This window comes from Fulvimonas sp. R45, from assembly GCF_030504985.1.
GTDB lineage: Bacteria > Pseudomonadota > Gammaproteobacteria > Xanthomonadales > Rhodanobacteraceae > Rhodanobacter_A.
On sequence record NZ_JASERU010000016.1, the window covers coordinates 63313 to 83115 of the forward strand.

General features: G+C 70.7%; 23 protein-coding genes and 1 riboswitch. Of the genes, 9 read left to right on the forward strand and 14 right to left on the reverse strand.

Going from position 1 to position 19803, the window contains the following annotated elements; genetic code table 11:
- Positions 1-110: 110 nt before the first annotated feature.
- The 10 genes from QMK61_RS13895 to QMK61_RS13940 form a co-directional block, all read right to left on the reverse strand.
- Positions 111-1529, reverse strand: coding sequence for an MFS transporter (locus QMK61_RS13895; RefSeq protein WP_302072819.1), 1419 nt, complete (start codon positions 1527-1529; stop codon positions 111-113).
- A 58-nt stretch (positions 1530-1587) separates the two neighbouring features.
- Complete coding sequence (gene cfa, locus QMK61_RS13900) at positions 1588-2706, reverse strand: cyclopropane fatty acyl phospholipid synthase (RefSeq protein ID WP_302072820.1); 1119 nt, start codon at positions 2704-2706, stop codon at positions 1588-1590.
- A gap of 5 nt (positions 2707-2711) precedes the next feature.
- Entirely contained in the window at positions 2712-3053 is a 342-nt protein-coding gene (locus tag QMK61_RS13905) for a DUF190 domain-containing protein (protein ID WP_302072821.1), read from the reverse strand.
- 14 nt (positions 3054-3067) lie between these two features.
- Entirely contained in the window at positions 3068-3454 is a 387-nt protein-coding gene (gene crcB, locus QMK61_RS13910; protein WP_302072822.1) for a fluoride efflux transporter CrcB, read from the reverse strand.
- A gap of 68 nt (positions 3455-3522) precedes the next feature.
- Positions 3523-3621, reverse strand: a riboswitch (Fluoride riboswitch).
- Positions 3622-3627: 6 nt separating this feature from the next.
- Positions 3628-4794 carry a glycosyltransferase family 9 protein gene (locus QMK61_RS13915; RefSeq protein WP_302072823.1) on the reverse strand — a complete coding sequence of 389 codons (1167 nt, stop codon included), beginning with the start codon at positions 4792-4794 and terminating at the stop codon, positions 3628-3630.
- 178 nt (positions 4795-4972) lie between these two features.
- Positions 4973-5449 (reverse strand): hypothetical protein, encoded by a 477-nt coding sequence (locus QMK61_RS13920; protein ID WP_302072824.1) that lies wholly within the window; start codon positions 5447-5449, stop codon positions 4973-4975.
- 219 nt (positions 5450-5668) lie between these two features.
- A complete protein-coding gene (gene minE / locus QMK61_RS13925) occupies positions 5669-5941 on the reverse strand; it encodes a cell division topological specificity factor MinE (protein ID WP_302072825.1) in 273 nt (90 codons plus the stop codon).
- A gap of 5 nt (positions 5942-5946) precedes the next feature.
- The gene (minD, locus tag QMK61_RS13930; RefSeq protein WP_302072826.1) at positions 5947-6762 is read right to left on the reverse strand and encodes a septum site-determining protein MinD; all 816 of its coding nucleotides are present in this window, start codon (positions 6760-6762) and stop codon (positions 5947-5949) included.
- A gap of 55 nt (positions 6763-6817) precedes the next feature.
- Positions 6818-7606, reverse strand: a complete 789-nt coding sequence (minC, locus tag QMK61_RS13935; RefSeq protein ID WP_302072827.1) for a septum site-determining protein MinC — start codon at positions 7604-7606, stop codon at positions 6818-6820.
- Positions 7603-8223, reverse strand: coding sequence for a GNAT family N-acetyltransferase (locus QMK61_RS13940; protein ID WP_302072828.1), 621 nt, complete (start codon positions 8221-8223; stop codon positions 7603-7605). Before QMK61_RS13940 ends, minC begins: the two co-directional genes overlap by 4 nt.
- A 196-nt stretch (positions 8224-8419) precedes the next feature.
- Between QMK61_RS13940 and QMK61_RS13945 the strand changes: the two genes are divergently transcribed.
- The 7 genes from QMK61_RS13945 to QMK61_RS13975 all read left to right on the forward strand — a co-directional run bounded on the left by QMK61_RS13945 (position 8420) and on the right by QMK61_RS13975 (position 16697).
- Positions 8420-9643 (forward strand): sensor histidine kinase, encoded by a 1224-nt coding sequence (locus tag QMK61_RS13945; RefSeq protein ID WP_302072829.1) that lies wholly within the window; start codon positions 8420-8422, stop codon positions 9641-9643.
- 82 nt (positions 9644-9725) lie between these two features.
- Positions 9726-10367 (forward strand): response regulator transcription factor, encoded by a 642-nt coding sequence (locus QMK61_RS13950; protein ID WP_302072830.1) that lies wholly within the window; start codon positions 9726-9728, stop codon positions 10365-10367.
- A gap of 254 nt (positions 10368-10621) precedes the next feature.
- Complete coding sequence (locus tag QMK61_RS13955; RefSeq protein WP_302072831.1) at positions 10622-12025, forward strand: polyketide cyclase; 1404 nt, start codon at positions 10622-10624, stop codon at positions 12023-12025.
- A gap of 138 nt (positions 12026-12163) precedes the next feature.
- Positions 12164-13096, forward strand: coding sequence for an ABC transporter ATP-binding protein (locus QMK61_RS13960; RefSeq protein WP_302072832.1), 933 nt, complete (start codon positions 12164-12166; stop codon positions 13094-13096).
- Positions 13093-13827, forward strand: a complete 735-nt coding sequence (locus QMK61_RS13965; RefSeq protein WP_302072833.1) for an ABC transporter permease — start codon at positions 13093-13095, stop codon at positions 13825-13827. Before QMK61_RS13960 ends, QMK61_RS13965 begins: the two co-directional genes overlap by 4 nt.
- A 1-nt stretch (position 13828) precedes the next feature.
- Positions 13829-15724 carry a Gldg family protein gene (locus tag QMK61_RS13970; protein ID WP_302072834.1) on the forward strand — a complete coding sequence of 632 codons (1896 nt, stop codon included), beginning with the start codon at positions 13829-13831 and terminating at the stop codon, positions 15722-15724.
- 106 nt (positions 15725-15830) lie between these two features.
- On the forward strand, positions 15831-16697 hold the full coding sequence (locus tag QMK61_RS13975; RefSeq protein ID WP_302072835.1) for a cytochrome c oxidase assembly protein: 867 nt from the start codon (positions 15831-15833) through the stop codon (positions 16695-16697).
- 6 nt (positions 16698-16703) lie between these two features.
- On the opposite strand, the gene QMK61_RS13980 is transcribed toward QMK61_RS13975, so the two are convergent.
- The gene (locus QMK61_RS13980) at positions 16704-17144 is read right to left on the reverse strand and encodes a copper chaperone PCu(A)C (protein ID WP_302072836.1); all 441 of its coding nucleotides are present in this window, start codon (positions 17142-17144) and stop codon (positions 16704-16706) included.
- A complete protein-coding gene (locus QMK61_RS13985; protein ID WP_302072837.1) occupies positions 17141-17749 on the reverse strand; it encodes an SCO family protein in 609 nt (202 codons plus the stop codon). Before QMK61_RS13985 ends, QMK61_RS13980 begins: the two co-directional genes overlap by 4 nt.
- Before the next feature lie 72 nt (positions 17750-17821).
- Between QMK61_RS13985 and QMK61_RS13990 the strand changes: the two genes are divergently transcribed.
- Complete coding sequence (locus QMK61_RS13990; protein WP_302072838.1) at positions 17822-18202, forward strand: DUF423 domain-containing protein; 381 nt, start codon at positions 17822-17824, stop codon at positions 18200-18202.
- 57 nt (positions 18203-18259) lie between these two features.
- Complete coding sequence (locus tag QMK61_RS13995; RefSeq protein WP_302072839.1) at positions 18260-18700, forward strand: hypothetical protein; 441 nt, start codon at positions 18260-18262, stop codon at positions 18698-18700.
- Between the two features lie 11 nt (positions 18701-18711).
- Here the strand turns inward: QMK61_RS13995 and QMK61_RS14000 are convergent, their stop codons facing one another.
- Entirely contained in the window at positions 18712-18897 is a 186-nt protein-coding gene (locus QMK61_RS14000; protein WP_302072840.1) for an Arc family DNA binding domain-containing protein, read from the reverse strand.
- A 7-nt stretch (positions 18898-18904) separates the two neighbouring features.
- Entirely contained in the window at positions 18905-19756 is an 852-nt protein-coding gene (locus QMK61_RS14005; RefSeq protein ID WP_302072841.1) for an SPFH domain-containing protein, read from the reverse strand.
- Positions 19757-19803 lie beyond the last annotated feature (47 nt).

Consider the following 19803-nt stretch of genomic DNA (forward strand, 5'->3'; position numbering starts at 1 on the left):
CAGGCCGGCGTCATCGCTCCGTCGTGGACGGACGTCCACGCCTTCGCTCTTCCTTGGCCTGCGCGCAAACAGCTCCCGGCGCGGGTCACGGGGAGATCTTGAACAGGCTCTCAGGGTTCGCGCGACAGCGGCGCGGCCACCGACTCCAGCGGCAGGCGTTCGGCGCGCACGCCCCAGCGCGCGGCCACGGCGGCGGCCAGCAGCATCAGCGCGGCACCGCCGACGTAGCCCCAGGCCACCGCGTCGCGCTCGCCGCTGCCCAGCAGCACGCCGAACAGCAGCGGTCCCACCACGCCGCCCAGCGCGGTGCCCACCGCGTAGAACAGCGCGATGGCGATGGCGCGCAGCTCCAGCGGGAAGCTCTCGCTGGCGGTGAGGTAGGCGGAGCTGGCCGCGGCCGAGGCGAAGAAGAACACCACACTCCAGGCCAGCGTCTGCGTGGCGGCGTCCAGCACGCCGCGCGCGAACAGCCAGGCGGTCAGCACCAGCAGCAGGCCGGACAGCGCGTAGGTCGTCGCGATCATCGGCCGCCGCCCCAGCCGGTCGAAGGCGCGCCCCAGCAGCAGCGGGCCGAGGAAATTGCCGGCCGCGAACGGCAGCAGGAACAGCCCGATGCGCTCGTTGGGCACGCCGTAGTAGCGCCCCAGCACCAGCGCGTAGGTGAAGAAGATCGCGTTGTAGAAGAACGCCTGCGCCGCCATCAGCACCAGCGTCACCGCGGTGCGGCGCGGGTAGTCGCGCAGCAGGGCGCGCGCCACGTCGGCCCAGCGCGGCGCGCGCGGCCGCAGGCGCAGGCGCGGCAGCGCCGGGTCCGCGGTGACCCCGCACTCGCGTTCGATCGCGTCGAGCACGCGCCCGGCCTCGTCCGCGCGCCCGTGCAGCATCAGCCAGCGCGGGCTTTCCGGCACGTAGCGGCGCAGCCACAGGATGCCCAGCCCCAGCACCGCGCCGATGCCGAAGGCGCAGCGCCAGCCCAGCTCGACCGGCAGCAGGTGCGGGTCCAGCACCACGATCGAGGCCAGCGCACCCAGCGCTGCGCCGATCCAGAAACTGCCGTTGACTACCAGGTCGGTGTGGCCGCGGTAGCGCGCCGGCACCAGTTCCTGGATCGCCGAATTGATCGCGGCGTATTCGCCGCCGATGCCGGCGCCGGTGAGCGCGCGCATCAGCGCGAACACCGCCAGGTTCGGGCTCAGCGCGGTCAGCGCGGTGGCGGCCAGGTACAGGCCCAGGGTGACGTTGAACAGGCGCTTGCGGCCGTGGCGGTCGGTGAGCCATCCGAACAGCAGCGCGCCACCCACCGCGCCGGCCAGGTAGGCGCTGGCGGCCAGTCCCACGCCGGCGTCGCTGAGGCGCAGCACCGGGCTGGCCTTGAGCGCGCCGGCGATGGCGCCGGTGATGGTCACCTCCAGCCCGTCCAGCACCCAGGTGATGCCGAGCGCCAGCACCACGCGGGTGTGGAAGGCGCTCCAGCGCAGGCGGTCGAGCCGCGCGGGCACGTCGGTGCTGATCGCGTCGCTGCCGGTCATGCCGGCAGTCTGGCCGCCGCGCGGTGCACGGCAGGTGCACGCGCCGTGGGCGGGGGTGCTACCTCGGCACGCGGTAGCCGCCGGGCACGCCGTTGGGGCTCAGCGTGAGCTGCCAGAGCTGGTCGCGGCGGCTGCGGAACACTGCGGCGGAGCAGGCCAGGTAGAAGCGCCACATGCGGCGGAAGCGCTCGTCGTAGTTCTTCGACAGCTGCGGCCAGGCGGCGTCGAAGTTGGCGCGCCAGGCGGTAAGGGTGCGGTCGTAATCGGTGCCGAAGTTGTGCCAGTCCTCGACCACGAACAGGCCTTCCAGCGCGGCGGTAACCTGGCTGGCGGCGGGGATCATCGAGTTCGGGAAAATGTATTTCTCGATCCAGGGGTCGGGCTGCGCCGGCGCGCCGTTGCTGCCGATGCAGTGGAGCAGGAACAGGCCATCGCCGGGCAGGCAGCGACGCGCCACCTCGAAGTAGCCGCGGTAGTTCCTGCCGCCCACGTGCTCGAACATGCCGATCGACATGATCGCGTCGAAGCGCTCGTCCAGCTCGTGGTAGTCCTGCAGGCGGATCTCGATCGGCAGGCCCTTGCACAGCTCGCGCGCGAACTCGGCCTGTTCCTGCGACACGGTGACGCCCACGCCGCTGACGCCGTACTTCTCGGCCGCGTACTTCAGCGCCTCGCCCCAGCCGCAGCCGATGTCCAGCACGCGCTGGCCCGGCTTCAGTTGCAGCTTGCGGCAGACCAGGTCGAGCTTGGCTTCCTGTGCGTCGTCGAGGTTGCCGGCGTTCGCCCAGTAGCCGCAGGAATACACCAGGCGCTTGCCCAGCATCGCGTGGAACAGGTCGTTGCCGAGGTCGTAATGCGCCTTGCCGATCTCGAACGCGTGCTCGCCGCGCTGCAGGTTGATGAAGCGCGCCTTGAGGTGGGCGATCAGCGTGTCCAGCGTCTTCAGGTGCTCGTCCAGGTGCGAGGAGAGCAGCCGGGCCATGAAGCCGGGCAGGTCGTCCACGTCCCACCAGCCGTCCATGTAGGCCTCGCCCAGGCCCAGCGAGCCGTGCGCGAACACGCGCGCGTACAGGCGCTCGTCGTGTACGCGGATGTCGACGGGCGCGGTGCCGTCGATGCGGATGCCGGCGTGCTGCAGCAGGTCGGCGGCGCGCTGTTTCAGGGAATCCTGGCTCATCGTGTTCAGTCCTCCTTGCCCAGTACGCCGATGCTAGCCGGTCCGCGGGCGTAGACCAGCTCCGCGCCGGCGTCGCGCACCAGCTGCAGCAGGGCCTCGGCCTCGCTTTCGCGCAGCAGGAACTCCACCTTCACCGGCAGGTCGTCGGCCAGTTCGAAGAAGGCTTCCTGGTGCAGCACGCCGTGGCGGCCGAAGCCGGCGATGGCGCGGAACACCGAACCGCCGCCGAGCTTGTGCTTCTTGGCCTGCTCCAGCAGCCACTCGGACAGCAGCATGCCGTCGTACCTGGCGTGCGCATGCGTGTAGAAGCGCAGGTACACGCCGTCGATCGTCGTTTCCGTGGGCATCGCAATCTCCGTCGTCAATGGCGCAGCAGGCCGCGGGTAAGGGCAAGGCCGAGCAACGTCATGCCCAGCGTGCCGGCCAGGTGCACCGCCACGTGCGCGCCGAACCACAGGTACTGCTGGCGCAGCAGCAGGGTATCGGCCTCGGCCGAGAAGGTGGAGAACGTGGTCAGCCCGCCGAGGAAGCCGGTGAGGGCGAACAGCTGCAGTTCCCGCGGCAGTGCCTGGAAGTGCGCGAACACGCCCATCATGCAGCCCATGATGAAACCGCCGAGCAGGTTGGCGGCCAGCGTGCCCAGCGGCAGGGTGGGGAAGACCGGGTTGAGCAGGATGCCGAGCATCCAGCGTACCCAGCAGCCGATGGCGCCGCCGAGGCCGACGGCAATGAATCCGGTGAGGTTCACGTGCGGAAATCTCCTGTCTGCGAAGCGTTGCGTTCGCGGCGACAGGCACGCCTGCGCCGCCGGAAACCGGTGGTGCAGGCATCATCAGTCCGGGCGGCGGCGCGAAGGCTACCGGCGGGCGGTTTGTTCCGGGAAGGAACGGGAGGCATGCCATCTCCCTCATGGGCGGCATGCTAACCGATGGTCGCGGGACGGTCGATGGTGGCGTGGGGGGCAGGGGCGGCCGCCTGCGGGCCAGGGGTGGGGCTGGCTACGTACGTGGCCGGGTTCAGCGCGGCGAGGACGTCTTCCGCCACCTGCGCCGGCGGCCGGTCCAGGGCGTGCACGATGGCGTCCCTCCGGCCGTACGGACCCCATTCGGCGGCGCTGGTCACGGTGAAGATGCCGACGGTGGGGACCTGCGCGGCGCAGGCCAGGTGCATCACGCCGCAGTCGAGGGTGACCAGCGTGTCGAGGCCGGCCAGCACGCTGGCCAGCTTGCGCAGGTCGCTGGAGTAGTAGGCCGGGTAGCGGGCCCCCAGCATCGACTGGCCGGAGGCCGGCACGATCTCCAGCCACTGGCAGTCGCCGGGCGCGGCGTCCAGCACCTGCATGAACGACTGCCACCACCCGGCGGAAAGCAGCTTGGGGCCGGTGGCGTTGGCGAAGATGCCCACGACGCGGCGCTTGCGAGGCTCGCCGTGCGCCATCATCAGCCGCTCGAGCGCCAGGCTCCCTTGCGATTTCTCGGAGGCGTCGAGCCGGATGTCGGGCGGCGGAAAGTCGCCGTCGCCGCGCCCCGCTGCCTGGCGCAGCATATGGACAGGCCGCTGGCCGGTGCTGGGCAGCTCGCGGGGGACCGGCACGGCGTGCGTGACGTGCCCCTGCTTGCGCGGGCCCTCGAAGCCCAGCTTCCAGGTGGCGCGGGCGATCCGCAGCAGCAGCCGCGACGTCTGCGACTGCGGGTCGGGGTCGATGGCGAGGTCGTAGCGGACGGCGCGCATCCGGTGCAGGGCGCGCAGCGCCTGCCGCGGGTGGCCCACCGCGTGGGCGGGCATCCGCAGCAGCCGGCGCACGCCGAAGTAGTGCCCATAGATGTCCGGTGCCACCGGGCTGCGCGTGAGGATGTCGATCTCGGCGGCAGGATAGATCCGTTCCAGTTCCTGCAGCAGCGGGGTCAGCAGCAGCGTGTTGCCCAGGCTGTGGCTGGTGTGGCAGACCAGGACGCGATGGATGCCGGCGGCGGGCAGCGCCGCCGTCGAGGGCTGCGGGGAGGGCCCGAGGAGCATGGCGACCAGGCGGCGCGCGGTGCGCCGGCGCAAGGCGTCGATGCGGATGGTCAGGGCGTGGCGTCTGGGCATGTCCGAGGCGGCCGGGAATGGGTGGCACCGTCGCCATGTGTACGACGCCTGTCTTAATTTCCGCTTTGGCGATGACAGGATCTTTAAAGCCCGCCGGAAGGCATCCGCGAAGCCCCGGCTGCGCCGGAGAAGGCGCCGCGGATCGGGACGCGGGACGGGCGGTGCCGGCCCGCGGGGCTCAGGGCAGGTTCCGTGCGGCGAGGAAGGCGCGGGCCTCCGCCGCATCCTGTTCGAACCAGGCCCGGGCCGAGCCGAGCCGGAAGCTGTAGCCCCAGGCATCCATGTCGGCCATCAGCCGGTCGCGGCCCACGCCGGGCAGCTCGTTGGCCAGCATGATCTGCAGGTAGCAGGTGGCGTCCTCTTCCTCGACCGAGTCGGTGGCGTCGGTGTGCACGGCGGCGCGCCGTTCCGGCGGCAGCACGATCAGGTGGCAGGCCTCGTGCAGCAGCGAGTGGACCGGCGTGTCGGCGCGGACGTAGACGTGGTTGCCGATGACGCCAGCCTCCTCGTCGCCCCAGAAACTGCCGGGGATCGGCTCGCCGTCGGGCACGCGCTGCAGCGCCAGCCCGTAGCGGGCGAGCAGGGCGGCGGCGGGGGCGTCGTCGCCGAGGTCGGCGAGGCGCAGTACCTGTGCGGTGGGAATGGACGGTGTCATGGCCGGCTGGGCTGGGATTCGGGCGGCGGCGACCGGGCCGTCACTCCGGCGCAGGCCGGAGGCGCTTTTCAACGAACGCGGCTCTGGTCATCCAGTTGCCATGGGGCGTGGCCATGCGTGATCGCCACTGGATTCCGGCCTGCGCCGGAATGACGGGCGAAGGCGAAGTGGCGCGAGGGGGGGGCGGAGGCCATGCGCCCGCGCCACCCGCCGGCCCGGTCAGGTGGCTTGCGTGGCGCCCTTGATCTCGGGCAGCGCCACGGACAGTTCCAGCACCTCGTGGCCGCTGTCGCGCTCGACGTTGATGTTGATCGCGTCGAGGTCCACGTGGACGTATTTCTTGATGACCTCGAGCAGTTCGCTGCGCAGCAGCGGCAGGTAGTCCGGGCCGCCGCGGGCGGAGCGTTCCTGCGCCACGATGATGCGCAGGCGTTCCTTGGCGATGCCAGCGCTCGGTTCCGGCTTGCGCTTCAGGAAATCGAGAATGCCCATCGTGCTCAGCCTCCGAATACGCGCTGGAAGAAGCCCTTCTTGGGTGCGTCGAGGAAGCGCAACGGGCGGTCTTCGCCGAGCACGCGGGCCACGGTGTCGCCGTAGGCCAGGCCGGCCTGCGAGTCCGCGTCGAGGATCACCGGCACGCCGGCGTTGGAGGCGGCCAGCACGTTCTCCGACTCGGGGATGACGCCGACCACGCTGATGCCGAGGATCTCCTCGACGTCCTTCACGCTGAGCATCTCGCCGGCGGCCACGCGCACGGGGTTGTAGCGGGTCAGCAGCAGGTGTTGCTTGATCGCGCCGTCGCCGCGCTCGGCGCGCCGGGTCTTGCTGGAGAGCAGGCCGAGGATGCGGTCGGAGTCGCGCACCGAGGACACTTCGGGGTTCACCACCACCACCGCGTGGTCGGCGAAGTACATGGCCAGGTGCGCGCCCTTCTCGATGCCGGCGGGCGAGTCGCACACCACGTAGTCGAAGCCGTCCTCCGAGAGGCCGTCGAGCACCTTCTCCACGCCTTCCTGGGTCAGCGCGTCCTTGTCGCGGGTCTGGCTGGCAGCCAGCACGTAGAGGTTGTCGTGGCGCTTGTCCTTGATCAGCGCCTGCTTCAGCGTGGCCTCGCCGTGCACGACGTTGACGAAGTCGTACACCACCCGGCGCTCGCAGCCCATGATCAGGTCGAGGTTGCGCAGGCCGACGTCGAAGTCGATCACCGCGACCTTCTTGCCGGCCATCGCCAGGCCGGTGGCGAGCGAGGCGCTGGTCGTCGTCTTGCCGACGCCGCCTTTGCCGGAGGTGACAACGATAATCTCAGCAGTCAAGGGCTCATCTCCGTGAAGAATGTTGTTCTTGTAATGGGGTGTGGCGGGCAGGCCGTCACAGCTTGGCGATCAGCAGTTTCTCGCCTTCCAGCCAGCATCGCACGGGCTGGCCTTCCAGATCGTTCGGAATCTGTTCAAACACGCGGTAGTGGCCGGCGATCGCCACCAGTTCGGCGCGGAAGTCGGCGACGAAGATGCGCGCGCCGGCATCGCCCTGCGCGCCGGCCATCGCGCGACCGCGCAGGCCGCCGTAGATGTGGATGTCGCCGTCGGCGATCACCTCGGCGCCGTTGGCCACCGCGCCCACCACCACCAGGTCGCGGTTGCGCGCATAGACCTGCTGGCCGGAACGCACGGCGCCGTCGTGGTGCAGGGCGGTCGCGGCTTCGCCGTCGGCGGCCGGCGCGGGCTCGGTACGTGGAGCGGGAGCAGCGGGAGCAGGCGCAGGAGCGGGTGTCGTCGCCGCTGCCGGGGCCGGCGCGGCGGCGGCCCCGTCGCCCGGCTCGTAGGCGGCGCGGAACTTGGCGATCAGCGGCAGGCCCATGCGCTTGGCCAGCGCCTCGGTCTCGCTGGTGCCGTAGGCCAGTCCCACCGGCAGCATGCCGGCGCTGCGCACGGCCTCGAGCAGGGCGTCCACGATGCCGTCGTCGGGCAGCTTCGGCAGGTGGCTGAGGTCGAGCACCACGGCAGCGCGCGCGAACAGCTGCGGCGCGCTGCGCACGCGGCGCTCCAGTTCCTCGCACAGGGCGGCGGCGTCGGCGCGGCGCACGCGCACGCAGGCAAGTCCGACCTGGCCGAAGCGCAGGTCGCAGGCGTCTTCGCTGGCAGTCATGCGGGCATTCACGGGCGCCGGTCCCCGGCGAGGCGGCGCGGCTGGGCCTCGCCGTGCGCGGGCAGCCGGCGACCGGCCAGCCAGGGCACGTCGGGCAATCCGCCATGTTCGAGCCAGGTGTCGCGCACGTAGGCGTAGCTGGGCAGTTCCTTGGCCAGCAGGCTGACCTGGCGGCCGTCGGGCTCCATCCGCTGCTGGCCGACCTCCTGGAAGCCGTAGGTGCCGTGGAACAGCACCACCACGTCGTCGCGCGGCTCCAGGAACACCTCGCAGGCGAGCAGCGGCACGCGGACCTCGGCGTAGCTGTTCACGTCGCAGTAGAAGACGCGGCCCAGGCCGTGGCGATGGTAGGCGCTGGCGATCACGATGCGGTCGATGTAGACGAACTGCGGGTAGTGCTCGCCGAACCAGCGGTAGTTGGGGCTGGCGTAGTCGCCGCCTTCGCGCAGCGCGATCAGGAAGCCGGCCAAGTGGCCGTCGATCTCCGCCACGCGGAAGTAGTCCGCGTGGTCGTAGAAGTAGCGCAGCTGCGCGTTGTCCAGGGGGAGGATGGTGCGGCCGGCGGCGTTGTTGATCGCCAGGACGGCATCCAGTTCGTGCTCGCGCACGTCGCGGATGGCAAGAGCCATTCGTTGCTCCGCTTATAGGTTTGTCTCGAAGGGCGGCCGGGCAGGCCCGGCATGCGCGCATTATGGCATGCGCACCCCGGCGGCACATCCCGCGCTGCGCCATGTAAAGGCTTCGTAAAACGGCGCGTGCATGGCTTTCGGCAGGGGTGACTTCCCGCGCATTGCGCCGGATGGGCGGGGGCCTATGATGCGCGGCATGTCATGGACCAATTTCAGCCATATCCGGTTGCTGCGCTACACCGGCCTGTTCACCTGCGTCTGCGTGTCGTTGCCGCTGCTGCAGGTGCTGCCCAGCAGCTGGGGCATCCGCGTGGGCGTGCGCTCGCCGGCGATGTGCATCGCCTCGAACGCCATCTTCGCCCTGACCTACCTGGCCCTGACCAGCCGCGAGGGCATGACCGCCCAGGGCGGGCGCGGGCAGCTGGTGCGGCTGCTGGGACTGATCGTGCTCACCGGTTCGGCGATCGTGATGGGCTGGGCCAGCCGCAGCGGCCTTTCGGCCATGCTGATGGTGGTGATTTCGGTGGCGCTGCCCTGGCAACTGCCCACCCTGGCCGGACTGCTGTGGATGCTGGGGCAGAACCTGCTGCTGACGCCGCTCATCTCCAGCTACATGGGCTGGACGATCCCCGCGGCCTTCCTGCAGGTGTGCATGTACCTGGGCATGTCCGCGCTGGCCTTCTTCACCTCGCTGGTGGCGCGCCAGCAGCTGGAGGAACGCGAGGCCCAGCGCCGCCTCAATTCCGAGCTGCGCGCCACCCGCGCGCTGCTGGCCGAGTCCACCCGCATCGCCGAGCGCATGCGCATCGCGCGCGAGCTGCACGACCTGATCGGGCACCACCTCACCGCGCTGAGCCTGAACCTGGAAGTGGCCAGCCACCTGGTCAACCCGGACGCGGCGGATCACGTGCGCAAGGCGCAGGCGACCGCCAAGCACCTGCTGTCCGACGTGCGCGAGGCGGTCAGCGAACTGCGCCAGGACGACGCCGTCGACCTGACCCAGGCCCTGCGCAGCCTGGTCGAGGGCGTGCCGGGCCTGGCGGTGCACGTGACCACGCCGCCGCGCTTCGGGGTGGAGGACCCGCGCCGGGCGCAGGTGCTGCTGCGCTGCGCGCAGGAGATCATCACCAACGCCGCCCGCCACGCCAACGCGCGCAACCTGTGGCTGCACTTCGCCTACGCCGAGGACAACCTGCTCGGCCTGCACGCGCGCGACGACGGCCGCGGCGCCAGCAGCGTGGCGCCGGGCAACGGCCTGTCGGGCATGCGCGAACGGCTGGCCGAATTCGGCGGCAGCGTCACGGTGGAGAGCGAGGCCGGCCGCGGCTTCGAGCTGACCGTGCGGCTGCCGCTGGGCGAGACGCCGGCGCTGGCGCACGCGCCGGCGCGCTTCGAGCCGCCGGCGTTGAGCGTGGGCTGATGGCCTGCAAGAATGTTCCGCTGAGCTGTTCCGTCGTCCGTCCGCGGCGCATGGCGCGCCGCACCCGCTACGAGGAATCACGATGATCTCCGTCTGTCTCGTCGACGACCAGAACCTGGTCCGCCAGGGCATCCGTTCGCTGCTGGACCTGGCCGAGGACATCCGGGTGGTGGCGGAGTGCGCCGACGGCGCGCAGGCGGTGGCCGACATCCCCCGGATCAAGCCCGACGTGGTGCTGCTGGACCTGCGCATGCCCAACATGAGCGGACTGGAGGTGCTGCAGGCGCTGTCCGCCCGCAACGACCTGCCGCCCACCATCATCCTCACCACCTTCGACGACGACCAGCTGGTGCTGCAGGGCCTGAAGGCCGGCGCGCGCGGCTACCTGCTGAAGGACGTCTCGCTGGAGCAGCTGGTGGAAGCGGTGCGCACCGTGGCCGCGGGCGGCTCGCTGGTGGCGCCGATGGTCACCCAGCGCCTGCTCGCGGGGGTGGGCCGCATGCAGAACCAGTTCACCAGCCTGGAGCAGCCCGACCCGCTCACCGAGCGCGAGACCGAGATCCTGCGCCTGCTTTCCGGCGGCTACTCCAACAAGGAGATCGCCAACTCGCTGAAGGTGGCCGAGGGCACGGTAAAGAACCACGTCTCCAACATCCTCTCCAAGCTGGGCGTGCGCGACCGTACCCGGGCCGTGCTGAAGGCGCTGGAACTGGGCATCGTCTGAGCGTCCGCCGCGCCCGCACATGCGCGGGCGCATGGTCCGGAAAAGGGGTGTTTTCGGACTTCCGGACGGCCGAATGGCGCGTCGTGGCGCCGTTTCCGGGGGCCTCGCGCGGGCCGTAGCGTTCGGGCGCGCGAGCAAGTAACATCGGTGGCTTCGGCGTTGGTCGGACCCGTCGCGACGCATCTTGCGGGATGCCTCCGGCGTGCGCGGCCGGCGCGCTTCATGCCGCAGAGAGACGTTCGGAGACCCCTGGAATGACGCGTGTTCTGGAAATCATTGTCGCCCTGATCATCGTCGCCGTCCTCGGCGTCGTGGCGGGCATCGCCATGCCCGGCTCCGGCCATGTGGAGCGGTCGCTGGTGCTTGGCAAGGACCTTCGCCAAGTCTATGACGTGATGGACAACCTCCGCCGCTTCCCCGACTACAGCGTGCAGCGTGCGGACGACCCCAGGATCCAGTACGCCTTCTCCGGCCCGGCCTATGGCCCGGGCGCCGCGGTGGAGTGGACCAGCGACGTGGACAAGGTGGGCAACGGCAAGCTGACCATCGCCAGCGCCAAGCCCGACTTCAACAAGATCGACCCCAGCGTCAACAGCGCCCAGATCATCTGGAACCTGGACAACAACTGGCGCGGCAACGACAAGCACTTCACCATCGACCTGGAGCGCCAGGGGCGCCAGGGCAAGCTGACCAAGGTCACCTGGTCGTATGACGTGGCCTACGGCTTCAACCTGCTGAGCCGCTACTCCAACCTGTACATCCACGGCGCGCCCGACACGCTGATCCAGTACAGCCTGAACAACCTGCAGAACGTGCTGGCCGCGGTGCCGAACGTCGACTACAGCGACCTGGTGCCGTACATCGTGCAGACCAAGCCGACGCCGGTGCTGCTGGTGTCCGCCTCCAGCCCGCGCAAGGACGGCCTGGCCGGCCTGGACGAGGTGGTGGGCAACGCCGTGAACCAGCTGAACGCCGCCGCCAAGAAGCTGGGCGTCAACGTCACCGGTCCGCGCATCATCTTCACCACCAATTACGGCGACGAGACCTACAGCTTCGACGTGGCGCTGCCGATCGACGCCACCAGCCTCACCGTGAACGGCCAGAGCTACGCGCTGACCGCGCCGACCCATCCTGCCCTGTCCGACGATGCCGCGGCCGAGAGCTCCAGCGCGCCGGCTTCCGGCAGCTCCAGCGCTGCCGCCCCGGCCCTGAACCCGGGCGACCACGACAAGTTCGGCCGCCTGGTGGTGGACGACAAGGTGCGCGCCGCGCTGGCCTTCGGCGGCCCGGCGCTGGAAGGGGTGTGGAACGGCACCGCCGCCGGCGTGCCGCAGACCCGCGACATGCTGAAGGCCTACGCCCAGACCCACGGCTACAAGTACGACGAGGTGGTCGATCGCCTGTACGACATCGAGGTGCAGCCGGAGGTGCAGGACGCCAAGGGCGACATCACCACCTACGCCAAGTTCGACGTGTACCTGCCGATCACCGACTCCGCCAACGGCGGCAAGCTGCCGGAGCAGACCCCGGAGCAGGCCGCCGGCATGCCGCAGCCCAGCCTGGACGCCAACGGTAACCAGGCGCCGGCCTCGTCGGGCTCGGCGCCCGCGCCGGCCGGCTCCAGCGCTGCACCGGCCGCGGCCGACAGCGCGCAGTAAGCCGCAGCGGCATCGCCATGCCGAGGCCCTCCCCACACGGGGAGGGCCTTTTCGTTTCCGGCGCGCACGCGTCGCCGAACTTCCGCGGCGCCATGCGGTACATTGCATGATGCCCGCGCCACGCACGCCGACCGCGACATGATCGAGACCGACCAGCTCACCCGATGCTACGGCCACCTTACCGCGGTGGATGCGCTGAGCATCCGCGCCGAGCCCGGCCAGGTGCTGGGCCTGCTGGGGCCGAACGGCGCGGGCAAGTCCACCGCGATGCGCATGATCGCGGGCTTCCTCGCGCCCACCTCGGGCACCGCGCGGGTCTGTGGGCACGACGTGCGGCGCGAGTCGCTGGCGGCCCGCCGCGCGCTGGGCTACCTGCCCGAGGGCGCGCCCAGCTACGGCGAGATGACCGTGCGCGAGTTCCTGGTCTTCATCGCCCGCGTGCGCGGCCTGCGCGAAGACCACGGCCGCCGCCGCTTCGACGACGTGGTGGGGCGGCTGCAGCTGGAGACCGTGCTGGAACAGTGCATCGACACCCTGTCCAAGGGCCTGCGACGCCGCGTGGGGCTGGCCCAGGCGATCCTGCACGACCCGCCGGTGCTGATGCTGGACGAGCCCACCGACGGCCTCGACCCGAACCAGAAGCACGCGGTGCGCCGGCTGATCGACGCGATGGCGCGCGAGCGCACCATCCTGATCTCCACCCACCTGCTGGAAGAGGTGCACGCGCTGTGCAACCGCGTGGTGATCATCGCCCAGGGCAAGCTGCTGGCCGATGCCACGCCGGCCGAGCTGGAGGCCCGCTCGCGCTACCACGGCGCGGTGTCCTTCAGCGCGCCGGGCAGCGGCGTGTCGCAGGAGATGCTGGGGCGCCTGCCGCAGGTGGCAGGGGTGGAAGTGGACCCGCTGGACGGCCGCATCACGGTGTTCCCCAGGCCCGGCGAGCGCATCCTCGAGCCGGTGGAGCGGCTGCTGCGCGAGCAGGGGCTGGAAGTGTCGGAGATCCAGCTCGAGCGCGGCCGCCTCGACGAGGTGTTCCGCCAGATCACCCTGGGCGCGGAGGCCGCGGCATGAGCCCGATGGCGGCGGTGGTGCGGCGCGAGCTGCGCAGCTATTTCGTGACGCCGGTGGCCTACGTGTTCCTGGTGATCTTCCTGGCGCTGGCCGGCATCCTCACCTTCTACGCGGGCGACTTCTACGAGCGCGGCCAGGCCGACCTGCAGCCGTTCTTCGCGATGCACCCGTGGCTGTACCTGATCCTGGTGCCGGCGGTGTCGATGCGACTGTGGGCCGAGGAGGCCAAGAGCGGCACGCAGGAGCTGCTGCTGACGCTGCCGGTGAGCCTGTGGCAGGCGATGCTGGGCAAGTTCCTCGCCGCCTGGCTGTTCGTGGGGCTGGCGCTGGCGCTGACCTTTCCGGTGTGGATCACGGTGAACTACCTCGGCACGCCCGACAACGGCGTGATCGTGGCCGGCTACCTGGGCAGCTGGCTGATGGCCGGCGCGTTCCTGGCCATCGGCGCCTGCGTCTCCACGCTCACCCGCAGCCAGGTGGTGGCCTTCATCCTCACCGCGCTGGTCTGCGTGCTGCTGATCCTGGCCGGGCAGGCGCAGGTGATGGACTTCTTCCAGGGCACGCTGCCGCGCAAGCTGGTCAACGCGGCGGCGCACCTCAGCCTGCTGCGCCATTTCGAGGCGATCGCGCGCGGCGTGCTGGACGTGCGCGACCTGCTGTACTTCGTGTTCACCATCGTGGCCTGGCTCGTCGCCGGCGTGCTGGTGCTCGACCTGAAGCGGATGCGCTGACATGGCCGCCGTGCGTTTCCGCCGCCGTACCGCCCTGGTCGCCGCGCTGGTGCTGCTGGCGCTGGCCTGGGCCGCGCTGGTGCTGACCACCAGCCGCTGGCTGGGGCCGGCGCGGGTGGACCTGACCACCGACCACCTCTACACCCTGGCGCCCGGTACCCGGCAGATCATCGACGGCCTGCGCCGGCCGCTGCGGCTGACCCTGTACTTCTCCGAGCACGCCACCCGCGACCTGCCGCAGCTGCGCAGCTACGAACAGCGCGTGAACGAGATGCTGCAGGAGATGGTGTCGCGCTCGCACGGGCGCATCCGCCTGCGCGTGGTCGACCCGGTGCCTTATTCCGACGACGAGGCCAGCGCCGAGGGCAACGGCCTCACCGCGGCCAGCGGCGGCAGCAACGGCGAACGGGTGTTCTTCGGGCTGGTCGGCAGCACCCTGCCGCCCGGCGCCGACGGCGAGCCGGAACCGGACGACGCCGAGCCCGGCACGCGCACGCTGTCGATCCCGTTCTTCGACCCGTCGCGCGAAGTATTCCTGGAATACGACATCGCCAAGCTGCTGTACGAACTGGACGAGCCGGCCAAGCCGCGCATCGGCGTGATCAGCTCGCTGCCGGTGATGGGCAACCCCATCCTGGGCAAGCAGCCGTGGACGGCGATGCGCCAGCTCGAGCAGCTGTTCGACGTCACGGCGATCGATCCGGACAAGCTCAAGCGGGTGGGCACGGACATCCAGGTGCTGCTGCTGATCCATCCCAAGCACCTGTCCGACGACGCGCAGTACGCGCTCGACCAGTACGTGCTGCGCGGTGGCCACCTGGTGGTGTTCGTCGATCCGGACGCGGAGTCGGACACCACGCCGTACATCAACGGCAGCACCGGCGTCACCGACGACCACAACTCCGACCTGCCGCGCCTGTTCGCCGACTGGGGCGTGACGTACGACCCCACCCAGGTGGTGCTGGACCGCGACCGCGCGCTGCCGATCGAGCTGGCCGGGGTGAACCTGGCGCATCCGGCGATGCTGGGCCTGGGCCAGCAGGAGCTGAACCATGCCGACGTGGTCACCGCCAGCCTGCAGCGCATCAACGTCTCCAGCGCCGGCCACTTCGACCTCGCGCCGAATGCCACCACGCGGCTGGTCCCGCTGCTGCAGAGCAGCGCCGACGCCGAGCTGGTGCCGGCGCGGCGGGTGGTCGAGGCCAGCAGCGACCCCACCCAGCTGCTGCAGGACTACCAGCCCGGCAACCAGCATTACGTGATCGCCGCGCGGCTGCGCGGCAGCTTTGCCAGCGCGTTCCCCGACCGCGCGAAGCAGCCCGGCCATCTCGCCGTCTCGAAACCGGACAGCGAGGTGATCCTGGTCGCCGACACCGACCTGCTCACCGACCGGCTGTGGGTGGACACGCAGACCTTCCTCGGCCAGCCCACGCTCAGCGCGTTCGCCAACAACGGCGACTTCGTGATGAACCTGGTGGACAACCTCAGCGGCTCCTCGGCGCTGCTGTCGATCCGCGGCCGCGCCACCTCGCAGCGCCCGTTCACCCGGGTGCTGGCGCTGCAGCGCGCCGCCGACCGGAAGTTCCTGCAGAAGAAGCAGGAGCTGGAAAGCGAGCTGGCCGAGACCAAGCGTCGCCTGGACGAGCTGCAGCCGGCCAAGGGCGCGCACGACAACGCCACCAGCGCCGAGCAGCGCCACGAGATCGAGCAGTTCCTGCAGCGCAAGCTGGCGATCAGCAAGGAGCTGCGCGACGTGCAACACCAGCTCAACGCCGAGATCGACGCGCTGGGCTTCCGGCTCAAGGTGATCAACATCATGCTGGTGCCGGCCCTGGTGACCCTGATCGGCCTGCTCTACGGCTGGCGCCGGGTACGCCGCAACCGCAGCCGGCTCTAATCATGCCGCGGCAGGGCGGCAATCCGCCGCAAGCGTGCACGGACATCGCCCCGCGGCGCCGCGCTATGCTGCGGCGTCGGCGCCGCGGGCCGGCGTGGATGGGCCGATGATCGCGATCTTGTCGAAATGGCTGGTGCCGTGGGAATTCTCCTGGGTCTTCCTGGCCTGCTTCCTCGCGGCCGGCGTGCTGTACTGGCGCGGCAGCCGGCGCGTGCGCACGGGTCTGGGCCGCAAGCTGGCGTTCTGGGGCGGCATGGCGGTGGTCTACCTCACGCTGCACACCTACCTGGATTTCTACGCCGAGCACGAGTTCTTCATGCACCGGCTGCAGCAGTTGCTGCTGCACCACATCGTGCCGCTGCTGATCGTGGCCTCGCACCCGGGCGCGGTGCTGCGCGCGGGGTTGCCGCTGGCGTGGCGCACGCGCCTGCTGCGGCCGCTGGAACGCTCGTGGCCGTGGCGCGCGTGCATGGGTGTGCTGCTCAACCCGGCGGTGGCCACGGTACTGTTCGTGCTGTTCATCCTGGTCTGGCTGGTCCCGTCGATGCAGACGCTGGCGATGCTGGACTGGCGCGTGTACCGCTTCATGAACTGGTCGATGATCGTCAGCGGCTTCGCTTACTGGTCGCTGGTGCTCGACCATCGCCCGCACCCGCCGGGGCGCATGGTGGCAGGCATGCGCGTGCTGTCGCCCGGGATCACGATGACGCCGCAGATCCTCGCCGGCGCGATCATCACCTTCTCGCGCCACGACCTGTACCCAATCTTCGAGATCTGCGGCCGCGCCTTCAGCTTCAACGTGCTGACCGGGCAACTGGTGGGCGGCATCATCATCTGGGTGCCGGCCGGCGTAGTGGAGAGCATCGGCGCGCTGATGGCGATGCGCAACTGGCTGCGGCTGTCGCGTAGTGGGCGCATCCGGCGCGAGGCGCGGCTGCGCGGCGGACGGCCTGCGTCGCTGGAACTGCGCTGAACCGGCTCAGTCCGCGTTGGCGGGGCGCACCTGGAAACCGACGGCGAGCGTGCTGCCGTCGGCGAAGCGCAGCGTCACCGGCACCGTGTCGCCGGGCTTCAGCGTCCGCGCGGCGCGCTCCAGCATCAGGTGGTAGCCGCCCGGCGCCAGCGCGGCGCGGCCGTGCGCGGGAATGTCCAAATGATCGGCCATCGCCATTTCGCTCATGCCATCGTGCATGGCGCTTCGGTGCAGCATCGTGCTGGCGTAGTCCGTGCTGGCCGCGCCGGTGAGGCGGGCCGGCTGGTCGCCGTCGTTGGCCAGCTCGACATAGCCGCTGGCGGGCAGGGCGCCGGGCAGCAGGCGGATCCACGCATGGTTGGCGCGCACGTGGTCGGCCTGCGCGGCGTGGGCGGCACCCGCACCCAGCAGGCCGGCGAACAGCAGGGCGAGGGCGCGGCGCTTCATGGCGCATCCTTCTGTGCGATCAGCAGCCCCAGGTCGTGTCCGATCTGCGCCTGGGAGTCGGGCGGCGTGGCCAGCAGGCGCGCATGGCCGGCGCGGTCGAAGACGTAGATGGCCGAGCTGTGGCTCACCTCATAGCCGCTGTCGCCCTTGGCGGGCTCGCGGGTGAACGAGGCGCGGTAGCGCTTCACCAGCGCCTCGATGTCGCGCGGCGAGCCGGTAAGGCCCACCGCGCGCGGGTCGAAGGCGCGCACGTAGTCGTGCAGCACCGCCGGCGTGTCGCGAGCGGGGTCCACGCTGACGAACAGGATGCGCACGTCGTCGGCCGGCTTGCCCAGCTTCTGCAGCACGGCATGCAGGTGGGCGAGGGTGAGCGGGCAGACGTCGGGGCAATGCGTGTAGCCGAAGTACAGCAGCAGCACCTTGCCCCTGTAGTCGGCGGCGGTGACCGTCTTGCCGCTGTCGTCGACGAGCCTGAAGGAGAGGTCGGGCATGTGCCCGCGGATGCTGGTGAGCTGCCACGGTACCGCCGTGTCGCGCTGGCAACCGGCGAGCAGCAGGGCGGCGGCGAGCAACAGGGCGAACGGGGCGAGGCGCGGCAGCTTCATGCGAGAATCCGGGCGAAGGCTTCGGCCAGCATACGCCACCGCCGCGCCCGCCGAGGCCAGGAACCCGCCCGCATGCGACAACTTGCCCGATCCCGCGCCGGCCTTTTCGCCGGCCTCGCCGGCGCCAGCGCCGTGCTGCTCGGCGCCTTCGGCGCGCATGCGTTGCGCGGCGTGCTCGACGCCGGCCACCGCGAACTGTGGCACACCGCCGTGCAGTACCACTTCTGGCATGCGCTGGCGCTGGCCGTGGCGGCCCTGGGCGGACACGGCCGGGCCGGTCGCTGGGCGACCGCGGCCTTCGCGCTGGGCATCGTGCTGTTCAGCGGCAGCCTGTACGCGCTGGCGCTGGGCGCGCCGCGCTGGACCGGCATCGTCACGCCGTTCGGTGGCCTGGCCTTCGTCGCGGGCTGGATCGCGTTGGGCGTGGCGCTGGGAGCGCGTGCGGACGGCTGAAGCCGCACGCCGCCATGGCGTCATGCCCCTGTCATGGCGCGGTGCCAGCATCGCGGCATGGACAAGAGCCTGCCCTTCGCCTGGTCTCCAACGGTCTCGCCGCGCTGGCACCGCACCGCGCGGCGGAACGCCTCGCTGGGCCGGCAGGCCGGCGCGGCCGCGGCCGCCGCGTGCATCGCGCTGGCCGCGTGGTTCGCCTGGATGGCCTGGCCGCGCGCGCCGGCGCAGGACGCGGCGCCGGTGGATACGCACACCTTCGCGCACTGGCAGGGTGGGGGCCGCGACTGGCTGCTCAAGCTGGAGCCGGCGCAGGGCACGCTGTCGGTCTACGACGCCGGCGACGGACGCCCCTTGCGCCGCCTGGCGGTGCCCGGTGCGCGCGCGATCGTGCTCGAGGACGACTGGCTGTTCGTGCTCGGCCCGGCTTCGCCGCGCCTGCTGCGACTGCCCGGACTGGCGCCGCGGCAGGACGGCGGCCATGGGTCCGCGCAGCCCTGACGCGGGATCGTTCAATCGCCGTCGACGACCGGCGCGGCCTTGCCCGGCTTCAGCCGTCCCGACTTGCGCAGCGCCTCGCGCAGCACGTACTCGATCTGCGCGTTGAGGCTGCGCAGGTCGTCCTCGGACCAGCGCTGCATGGCGTCGAGCACGGCAGCGCTGATCCGCAGCGGGTAGGCTTTCTTCTCGCCGGCCATGCCGCCGTCAGGTGTACAGCGTGCCGGTGTTGAGCACGGGCTGGGTGCCGCGCTCGCCGCACAGCACCACCAGCAGGTTGCTGACCATCGCGGCCTTGCGTTCCTCGTCCAGTTCCACCACGCCCTGCTTGCGCAGCGCTTCCAGCGCCATGCCGACCATGCCCACCGCGCCCTCCACGATGCGCTCGCGGGCGGCGACGATGGCGCCGGCCTGCTGGCGCTGCAGCATGGCCTGGGCGATCTCCTGCGCGTAGGCGAGGTGGCTGATGCGCGCCTCAGTGACCTCGACGCCGGCCTTGCCCAGCCGCGCCTGGATCTCATCGCGCAGGTGCGTGTTGATCTCCTCGCCATGGCTGCGCAGCGAGGGCTGGCCATCGGCGTGCGCGTCGTAGGGATAGCTCTGCGCCATCTGCCGCAATGCCGACTCGCTCTGGATGTGCACGAAGTTCTCGTAGTCGTCCACGCAGAACACCGCCTCGGCGGTGTCCACCACTTGCCACACCACCACGGCGGCGATCTCGATCGGGTTGCCGTCGCTGTCGTTGACCTTCAGCCTGCCGCTCTCGAAGTTGCGCACGCGCAGCGAGACGCGGCGCCGGGCGTAGACCGGGTTGGTCCAGCGCAGGCCCTCGTCGCGCACCGTGCCGGCATACTTGCCGAACAGCTGCATCACCTGCCCGGTGTTGGGCGCGACCTGGAAGAAGCCCTTGACCAGGAAGATCTCCAGCACCTCCAGCAGGATGCCGAGCAGGGCGTACGGGCCGCGCGCGGCCAGCAGGGCCACGCCGGCGACGGCGACCAGCGCGCAGAGCCCGACGAATGGAATGCCGGCGACCGAAAAGCCCTTGCGTTCGTTCATGACTAGCCCTCCCGTGACTGGGGGTATCAGATATCAGATTGATATCT